This is a genomic window from Deltaproteobacteria bacterium, from assembly GCA_019308925.1.
Taxonomy (GTDB): domain Bacteria; phylum Desulfobacterota; class B13-G15; order B13-G15; family RBG-16-54-18; genus JAFDHG01.
Genome location: JAFDHG010000074.1, coordinates 11029 through 19732, shown reverse-complemented (window position 1 = coordinate 19732; position 8704 = coordinate 11029). Strand labels below are relative to the sequence as shown.

Sequence of the window (8704 nt, the reverse complement as noted above, 5' to 3'; positions counted from 1 at the left end):
ATCGTGAAGGTTGAGTGGCCCCATCCTGGCAACTCTCATAGTATAGCGTTCACCACGATGAAGACCCTATAGAGGAGAGGGGATAATGGCCTGGGGTGAAAGAGGCGTTACCTTGATTGAGTTGCTGATAGCCATGGTGATCTCCGCCCTCTTGGTGGCGGCCATGTACTCCTTTTTTATGGTCCAGCAGAGGACCTATGCTGTACAGGACAACGTGGCTGATATGCAGCAGAACGCCCGCATGTCCCTGATCACCTTGGTGAAGAATGTCAGGATGGCGGGCTATGGCGTGCCCAATAGTTGCGCCCTGGTACCTGTGAACAGCTCCACTGGACCGGACGGGATATTTGTGAGCGACCACACTGTCATCCAGACCTTGCCTGATTCGGATATCTTCTTTGCCGAGCTCAATGCTGATGTCAGCTCAGGTGCTACCTCTATTACAGTGACCACAACTGACATTGACGGGGATGGAAATGACGATTTTTTTGCCACTAAGGCCCTGATCATCAGTGATGGCACTAATACCGAGGGGATGATGATCTCCACCAATTACGCCACAGGGAATCTCACCATACCCTTTGCCAGCGGCTATTCTCTCCAGCACAATTACTCAGCAGCGGATACACGGGTGGTCCCGGCCATCCTTTACAATGTGCAGAGCAATGAGCTGCGCGAAAACAATCAACCTTTGGCCCTCAATGTCGAGGACCTCCAGATATCCTATCAAGATGATGGTGGGCAATGGTACTGCCATGATGCCGCACACACTAGCCCTCCTACCAGTATCTCCTCGATCCGGGTGGTGGAGGTAAATGTGGTGGCCCGGACCAATGTGCAGGATGCCGTCGTGCAGGATGCTGCTGCTCAGGCCCAATTCAACCAACCCCCGTTAGAAGATCATACAACCACCCTCAATGGTCCGGACGGTTTCAGGAGGAGGGTCTTAACCACAAGGGCCCATGTGCGCAACCTGGGTCTATAAGGAGGGGATTACATGTCATTGCCTATGGTATTACAAAGGTTAAGGGCGAAACAGGGCACTGCCCTGATCATTGCCCTGCTTGTTCTTATTGTGCTCACCCTTATCGGGGTATATGCGGTCTTTACCTCTACTGTGGAGACGAGGATTGTGGGGAACGAGAGGCTTTTGGAGGACGCCTTCTACGCTGCTGATGGGGGGACAGACTACGGTCGCAGGATAATCGAGTTGATCCTCAACAACAAGAGCCTCCCCGGAGGTGCTACCCCGCACTCTGATGATTATCTTGGTGTTAGCTTACAGGATGAGGTGACAGGATTTGACCCTAATTGGGAAAATACTTATATAGCCGATGATGTATGTGATCACAGATCCCCATGGGTTGCCTCTACCATTGGCAACTGCAATATGACGATCCATGTCGATCGGATCAAGAGGGAACGCATCCCTGGATCGAGTGCCGAGTACGGCAGGGGTCAAGGGGAGACTAAGTGGATTTTATACTACCAGATAGACTCCACATCTACGGGTACGGCTAGCTCCCAGTCCAGGGTGAAGACCACCTACCGCCGGGTCGTTCACTAAGAGGGAGGTAGGAAATGGATTATTTAACCTTAAATAAGGAGATGATGAGTTGATGACGAGGCTTAAGCTGATCATACCGTGTCTGTTGGCCTTCGTGCTGATATTCTCCCTTATCGGCCTTGCCCAGGAGAAAGTGGTGATCACAAAACTCTATAAGATGGAGGGTAATTTACGGGCCATCGATCTGACAGAGGGTTGGGCCTTGATCAAAGGGCTTCGCTGGGATCTGGCAGAAGATTTTAAGACAGAGGACTTTTATTTTGGTGGGAAAACTAGGGTTGAATTTAGCCGACCTATACGGGTCATTTTCTTTGTCCGTTGCGCAGAGGTAACTGATCAAGATGTAAACATGGGGCAGAGTAAAAGGGTTAAGAAGATAACCAGGTTGGATCTGATCAAGGAGTTAAACGAAAGGGGTGCAAGGTCTATTACATAGAGCGCTCCCCCGTGTAATGGCAATTTTGTCATAGATCACGAAAATTGTGCGGGTAGGATGAGGGTAAAGCAAATTATTTAATGAGGGGGGTACTGTCATGTCACTATTTTCTGTTTTAACAAAATTTACAAGACCCCGATTTTCCCGTTCCTTTTTAGTTAAGGCGATTATTCCCCTTTTGGTGGTGTTTGTCGTCCCATCTTCCCTGGCCTTTGCCGCCCCCTGTGCCACCCCTCCCTCAGGCACAGGGGTGACAGTGCTGCCCAATGTCCTGGTCATACTCGACAACTCCGGCAGTATGAAGGAAGATGCCTACAAAGAACCCTACGATAGAAATAAGTCCTATAAGGGGTTCTTTGATCCCACAAAGCGATACAATTATAGCTCTTCGGGGAAATATTTTTATGAATCTGAATCTGGTAGTGGTGATTGGAGTGGCAATTTCCTCAACTGGTGCTGCATGACGAGGGTTGATATGGCGAAGTATGTCCTTATCGGGGGGGCGCGAAGGACCGAGGGGAGCAACACATATCTGTTTCTCAATGTAGAAACCTATGGAGGTAGTTATGATAATTACTATAATGATAATACTACGCCTTATCAGACCCCTTTCCATGGCCAGGGAAACCATCTCTATCAGACAGTGGACGCCGCATCAGGTGGCACCTGCGGTCTGTTGAAGGTCTATCGGGGTTGGTCGTGCAAGGGAACATATAACGTTCGGGTGAAGATTCCGGATGGCTTTGAGCCCACAGGGCTCCTTCACGATCTGGAAGGAGATGTGCGGCTTGGGTTGATGTATTTTAACATCGACCCAACGGATACAAATATAGTAGACGGCGGTCACATCACTAAGTATGTCAAGAAACTCGATTCCACGCAGTTGAATGAGCTGGTGGCCGATCTCAGTCGCAACTACGTGCACCCAAGCAGTTGGAACACATATAACTGTACTGACGCTACCTGTGAGAAAAGCAGCTGGACTCCCTTGACAGAGAGCCTCTATGAGGGGATCAGGTATTTCCAGCAGGAATCCCCCTACTATTACAGCAGTGATTATACGGTAGCTGATGGCTCACACCCGGAGAGGGACCCCCTCTATAATGAAGACTACCAGAATAAGATTTGGTGCGCCAAAAACTACATAGTACTGCTCACCGACGGAGAAACGACCCAGGATCTGAAAATACCCTCATGGCTGCGGGATTATGATGGGGATGGGTGTGACCCTAAACCAGGTGCTGGCTGTGGTTATGACTATGACTGGACTGATCCCTGTGTATACCCCTTTAATTGCGGGGATACAAGCTGCGGTGACAAATCCTGTAATTGGCCTGATCCCACCAGTTGCTACTCTAAGAAGCATGGTTCCTGTGGCTCCGCCTACCTGGACGATGTTGCCTACTATGCCCATACACAAGACCTCCGGTCAGATCTTCCAAACGACCAGACGATCGCCTTTTACAGCGTCTATATGTTTGGTAGTGTAGGCGTTGGGGATACGTTGTTACATAAAGCGGCCGAGAAGGGGGGAGGGGACTATTACCTAGCGGAAGATGCTGATGAGATAGCCACCGCCCTCGAGAACATCTTTGAAGATATTGTGCACAGTGCGGCATCCGCCTCCTCTGTGGCCGTTACCTCTGAGACCACCTCGAGCGCCAGGAGGATCTTTATCCCCTACTATAAACATCCGGAGCAGTATCTGTGGTGGGGGAACATCCGGGCATTCAATCTGGATGCTGATGGAAACATCCTCAACGCCAATGGAGACCCAGCTCAGGATACGGATGACGATGGGATTTATGACAATCCTGTCTGGGATGGTGCCGTCAAGGTGGCCGAGAAGGCAGTTAGTGATTCCCGGAACATTTCCACCTTTATCTCTGGCAGCAAGGTCCCCTTTGACACTGACCATGCCACTACCATTGGGAAGTACTTTGACGTCGATTTTAATAATAATGGTACATATGATGAAAGTACAGAGGTCAGCGCCCTGATCTCCTACATCAGGGGTAATGACAATCCCCCTGGAGGGTTCAACCTCAGGAGTAGGTATTGGGAGGATGATGGGCGATATTACTATTTGGGGGATATCATCCATGCTCGCCCCATCTTTACCGGGAAACCCTCTGCCCGCTTTGATCTGATCTACGGGGATAGCACATACTGGGACTTCTACTGGGCAAACACTACCCGTGATGAGGTCGTATTTACCGGGGCCAATGACGGGATGCTCCATGCCTTTGATGCCAGCACTGGAGAGGAACTCTGGGCCTATATTCCCTATAATCTGTTGCCTCATCTGAAGTGGCTCGCCGATACCAACTATTGCCATTGCTTCTACGTCGATTTGAGCAGCAGGATCTGGGAGATGAAGCTGGGTACTGATTGGAAGTTCATCCTGCTGGGGGGAATGAGGCTAGGAGGGACCCCTGTCCACGTGGATACCGATGATGACGGCACAGCAGATACCTGGTTGAGGTCGGCATACTTCGCCCTGGATATCACCAATCCGAGCAGTCCTCCTGCAGTGAAGTGGGAGATCAATGATGAGCGGTTTGGCTATACAACCTCTAAGCCCATTGCGGTAAAGGTGGAGAACAACTGGTACGTGGTCTTTGGCTCCGGCCCCAAGACAAGGGATGGTGAGGGAAATTCCACTGCAGATGGTTACTCTGATACAAATGGCTATATCTTCGTTGTCAATCCCAGTAATGGGAACATTGTGAGGACTATTTCTTTGGGTACTAGGGGTGCCAACAACTTCTTCGGCTCGCCTGTGGCCGTGGACTATGACCTCGATTACAGTGTGGACGTGATCTACATCGGCGATGCCAAGGGAAACCTGTGGCGCATCAAGACCTTTACAGGATCCGGCGAAAGTAAGAGCTATTCTCAACCTTCGAGTTGGATTATCGATGTGGCTGGCCTAGATCCCGGTGCAACTAATCCAGAACCGCTGCTTGCCCTCAGCCCAACCAATGCTGATCAACCCATACTGATGAAGCCCATGGTCTCTCTGGATGATGGTGGCCGTTTATGGATCTATGTGGGTACTGGAAGGTACTTGTGTTACAATGATAATGTATGCTGCGATGAGGGCGTTGTCTGTCCTCCAGGTGTTGTGGGTGGTTCATGCCCCAGCGGGAACGGATGCTCGATAACAGAGACCATCAACGGCAGCGGTGAAGACAGAAGCAAGTTTATGGCCGTGGGGGTCTATGATCGATATTGGGATGATACTCAAGGGTATATCCTGGCAAACAGCACCATTACCCTATCCAATCTGGATCACCGGGTCATCATCTCGGGGCAGGTTACAGGTAATGAAAGTCTCACCGGTTATGCTATCGTGCATGAAAATTATCCAAGTCAGGATATAGCCACCACTGTAGAAGGGAAAGGCTGGTATTTCCACCTCGTGGAGGATAGGGAGAGGTGCCTGGGAGACTTTTTGGTCTACCGGGAGGTAGTCTTCTTCCTCACCTATAAACCATCCAATGATCCCAACGACCCTTGCACTACAGGTGGTACGTCCAGAGTATACGGTGTATATTACACCAGCGGCACCTCTACCATAACTCCCCTCTTCGATCTCACCGGAGAGGGAACCATCGATCAGGGCGATACAGTGATCACCGCCAACAGGGCGGTTGGTGCCGCCATCCTCGAAATGCCGTCGGGGAAGAGTTTTGCTGGCGGCAGTCCTATAGCCCTGGGTAATATACTCTATCTTCCATTAGGGGTGACTGTAATCATTAATCCCCCTGGAAGCCCCTATGAGACAGGTATTACCTCATGGAAGGAGGTGATGGATTAGTGAAAAGGCTTAAGGTGATGATATTGTATTTAGTGGCCTTTGCACTGGTGTTTCCCCTTATTGGTCATGCCCAAGGGAAAGAAATGGCCACAAAGACCTACCACTACCAGATAAAAGGAAGACTCGAGGCCGTCGATCTGACAGAGGGATGGGCCATAATTGGGGGGCTTCAATGGGAGCTGGCAGACGACTTCCAGACAGATGACTTTCGTTTCAGCAAAGGGGAGAGGGCCGAATTTAAGCGATCGGTATGGGTTATTTTCTTCGTCCGTTGCACAGAGGCCGTTCAAAGTGAAAACGCTGAGAAAGGTGAGGGAATTGAGAGAATAAGAGGATTGGATTTGATTAAGAAGATCAACGAAATGGGGTGTAAGATCTACAATATAGAGCGCTTGCCCATGTAATGGCAATATTATCGTAGATAATAGAACCTTATAACACGCTTCGGTGAGGCGGGTTTTTTGTCCTGACATTTTTTGTCATTTCTAGGGACAAATTGAGCCATTCATTCCTTTTGGTATTCTACCTCCATCCTTCCATATAGCCAACTTCCCTTTAAAATTAACAAATTAGAAATATGATATTTCAGAAGATTGTGGCATCCAATATGCATTTTAATTACATGAGGTCTCGGAAGAAGGATTTACGTTTGGCTGAAAGGGAGGAGAGACGATGGGGCAGAATGAGCAAAAATATAAAGTCATCTTCCTGGGACCAGCGGCCAAGAATTTTGGCCTGGTGGATAAATTGGTGAATAACCTGCAGGCATACTTTCAGCTCTCTGCTCAGAACGTTACCAAGATGATGAGATTGGCGCCCATAACAGTAAAAAACGGGATCGACCTGAAAAAGGCCCAGAGGTACAAGACCGTTTTGGAGGATATCGGGGCCAAGGTAAGAATAGAGCCGATAGATGGTGTTCGTACCCAGGGTGAAAGTACACCATAAGTAATTACATAAACGATTTTTCCCTCCTTCTCACCCCCTATAGAGGGAGGGATGGAAGGCAGTCATCCCTCCCTCCCTTTTTTTCTTGGAACTTTCCCAATTTAGTTGGTGGAATTGACAGGATTCAAGGGTTCAAGATGAATCCTTGAACCCCTTTTTAACTACATACCTTCATCTCCGTCTATTGTGATGCCGTATTTTTTTAGCTTTGAGTGAATCGTCTTGTAGTCGATTTGAAGCAGTCGAGCTGCCTTGGCCTTATTGCCTCCTGTCTTACGCAGCGTCCGGAGCAGGACATCCCGTTCGACGGCAATGGTGCTGCGGCGCACAATTTCCTTGAGGGAGAGATTGTTGAAGGGCATCCCCTGAACTTCCGGGGTGAAAGCCAAATCAGGCACACTCACATCCTTTAAATTGAGGTGCTCTTCGGTGATCATCTCATCGGCCAGGAGTACTGCCCGACGTATGACGGATCGAAGCTGTCGGACATTCCCAGGCCAATTAAAAGCGAGCAAGGCCTCGAGGGCAGATTCCGAAAACCCCCTCACACTCTTTTTCAATTCCATATTTGTGATATCCAGAAACCGGTTGGCCTGATAGAGGATATCATCCTTACGTTCCTGAAGTGGCGGAATCCGGATGATGAACTCGTTTAACCGATAAAAGAGGTCACGGCGAAAAGAGCCTGCTGCAACTGCGACTTCGAGGTCCTTGTTGCTGGCGACCAAGAGGCGGACATCGACGTTCACAGGCTTGGTACCCCCCACACGGTAGAGCGTTTTCTCCTGAAGCACGCGCAAGAGTTTCACCTGGGAACTTAAAGGCATATTTAAAATCTCGTCCAGGAATAGGGTTCCTTCTTCTGCCGTTTCAAATTTGCCAGGTTTTTGATGATCCGCACCCGTAAAGGCCCCTTTTTCGTGGCCGAACAACTCACTCTCCAAAAGCGTTTCTGGAATTGCCCCGCAATCCACAGGGACAAAAGGGCCTCTTGATCGAGAACTAGCGTGATGGATGGCCCGGGCGATAAGCTCTTTTCCTGTTCCGGTTTGTCCCAGGATGACCACGCTAAAAGTTGATTTCGCCACGCGGTTGACTTCGGAAATGAGCCGGCCAATTGCATCGCTTGGTCCCATCAGTTCCCGGAGGGGGGGGATCATCATATGTTGAATCTGCAAAGATAGGTTGTCCATCATCTTTTATACCTCTCATCTGTGGAAGTAATTCTATGGTAGTAATTCCATAGACTTATGGTGCAAAATCCATTCCTTATTGCACCCTTTTGGCGAAGCCAGGATTATTAGCTGAAAGGGACTAAAAACATAATAAATACGCTGTGTTACAGGGTGTTAAATAATGAAAAATACAGAGGATGTTGGCATAAAATATGCTGGTCATATTGTAAAGAGTTTTGAGGACTATAGGGACAAAAAAGGGCATATATAGGGACAAAAAAGGGCATATTCGTTCCTTAGTACACCCTTTTAGGAAGTTGGCATTATTAATTAAATGGAACAAAAAGATAATAAATACGCTGTGATAAAAGGTGTTAAAATATACAAGGGATGCTGGCATAAAACATGCTGGTTATATTGTAAAGAGTTTTGAGGACTATGGGGACAAAAAAGGGCATATTTATTTCTAAAAAGGGGTTTACAGTCCTTGAGCTTGCCATAGTCCTGACCATCATTGCGATCATGGCCTTGATGGTGAGCCCTAATATGGGCGAATGGGCGGCTCGGTACCGGATCAAGGGGGGAACTAGTGATTTGGCGGATACCATCCAGTTGGCCAGGCTAAAGGCAGTCAGCGATGGAGTGGAATATAGGATTCAGTTGGATCTCGATAATGAGACCTTTGTGCTGCAGAGGGGACCCTCGTGGAGCCAAGAGGGATCAGTGATCACCCTTCACAGGGGAGTGGAGATAGA

At 48.9% G+C, this 8704-nt stretch carries 8 protein-coding genes; 7 read left to right on the top strand and 1 reads right to left on the bottom strand.

All coding sequences use genetic code 11. The annotated features are described in order from the left end of the window. Positions 1 to 85 precede the first annotated feature (85 nt). The 6 genes from JRI46_10980 to JRI46_10955 all read left to right on the top strand — a co-directional run bounded on the left by JRI46_10980 (position 86) and on the right by JRI46_10955 (position 6774). Positions 86 to 985, top strand: a complete 900-nt coding sequence (locus tag JRI46_10980; GenBank protein ID MBW2040092.1) for a PilW family protein — start codon at positions 86 to 88, stop codon at positions 983 to 985. Positions 986 to 997: 12 nt separating this feature from the next. Continuing rightward, on the top strand, positions 998 to 1567 hold the full coding sequence (locus JRI46_10975; protein ID MBW2040091.1) for a pilus assembly PilX N-terminal domain-containing protein: 570 nt from the start codon (positions 998 to 1000) through the stop codon (positions 1565 to 1567). A gap of 52 nt (positions 1568 to 1619) precedes the next feature. Beyond that, positions 1620 to 2003 carry a hypothetical protein gene (locus JRI46_10970; GenBank protein ID MBW2040090.1) on the top strand — a complete coding sequence of 128 codons (384 nt, stop codon included), beginning with the start codon at positions 1620 to 1622 and terminating at the stop codon, positions 2001 to 2003. Between the two features lie 97 nt (positions 2004 to 2100). Further along, positions 2101 to 5826 (top strand): PQQ-binding-like beta-propeller repeat protein, encoded by a 3726-nt coding sequence (locus JRI46_10965; protein ID MBW2040089.1) that lies wholly within the window; start codon positions 2101 to 2103, stop codon positions 5824 to 5826. Continuing rightward, a complete protein-coding gene (locus JRI46_10960) occupies positions 5826 to 6230 on the top strand; it encodes a hypothetical protein (protein MBW2040088.1) in 405 nt (134 codons plus the stop codon). Before JRI46_10965 ends, JRI46_10960 begins: the two co-directional genes overlap by 1 nt. 268 nt (positions 6231 to 6498) lie before the next feature. Then, positions 6499 to 6774 (top strand): hypothetical protein, encoded by a 276-nt coding sequence (locus JRI46_10955; protein ID MBW2040087.1) that lies wholly within the window; start codon positions 6499 to 6501, stop codon positions 6772 to 6774. 161 nt (positions 6775 to 6935) lie between these two features. Here the strand turns inward: JRI46_10955 and JRI46_10950 are convergent, their stop codons facing one another. Beyond that, positions 6936 to 7970: a sigma-54-dependent Fis family transcriptional regulator gene (locus JRI46_10950; GenBank protein ID MBW2040086.1), complete on the bottom strand. Its 1035-nt coding sequence runs from the start codon at positions 7968 to 7970 to the stop codon at positions 6936 to 6938. A 417-nt stretch (positions 7971 to 8387) separates the two neighbouring features. Here JRI46_10950 and JRI46_10945 point away from each other — a divergent pair. After that, the coding region (locus JRI46_10945; protein ID MBW2040085.1) for a prepilin-type N-terminal cleavage/methylation domain-containing protein at positions 8388 to 8704 on the top strand (317 nt) is incomplete at its 3' end.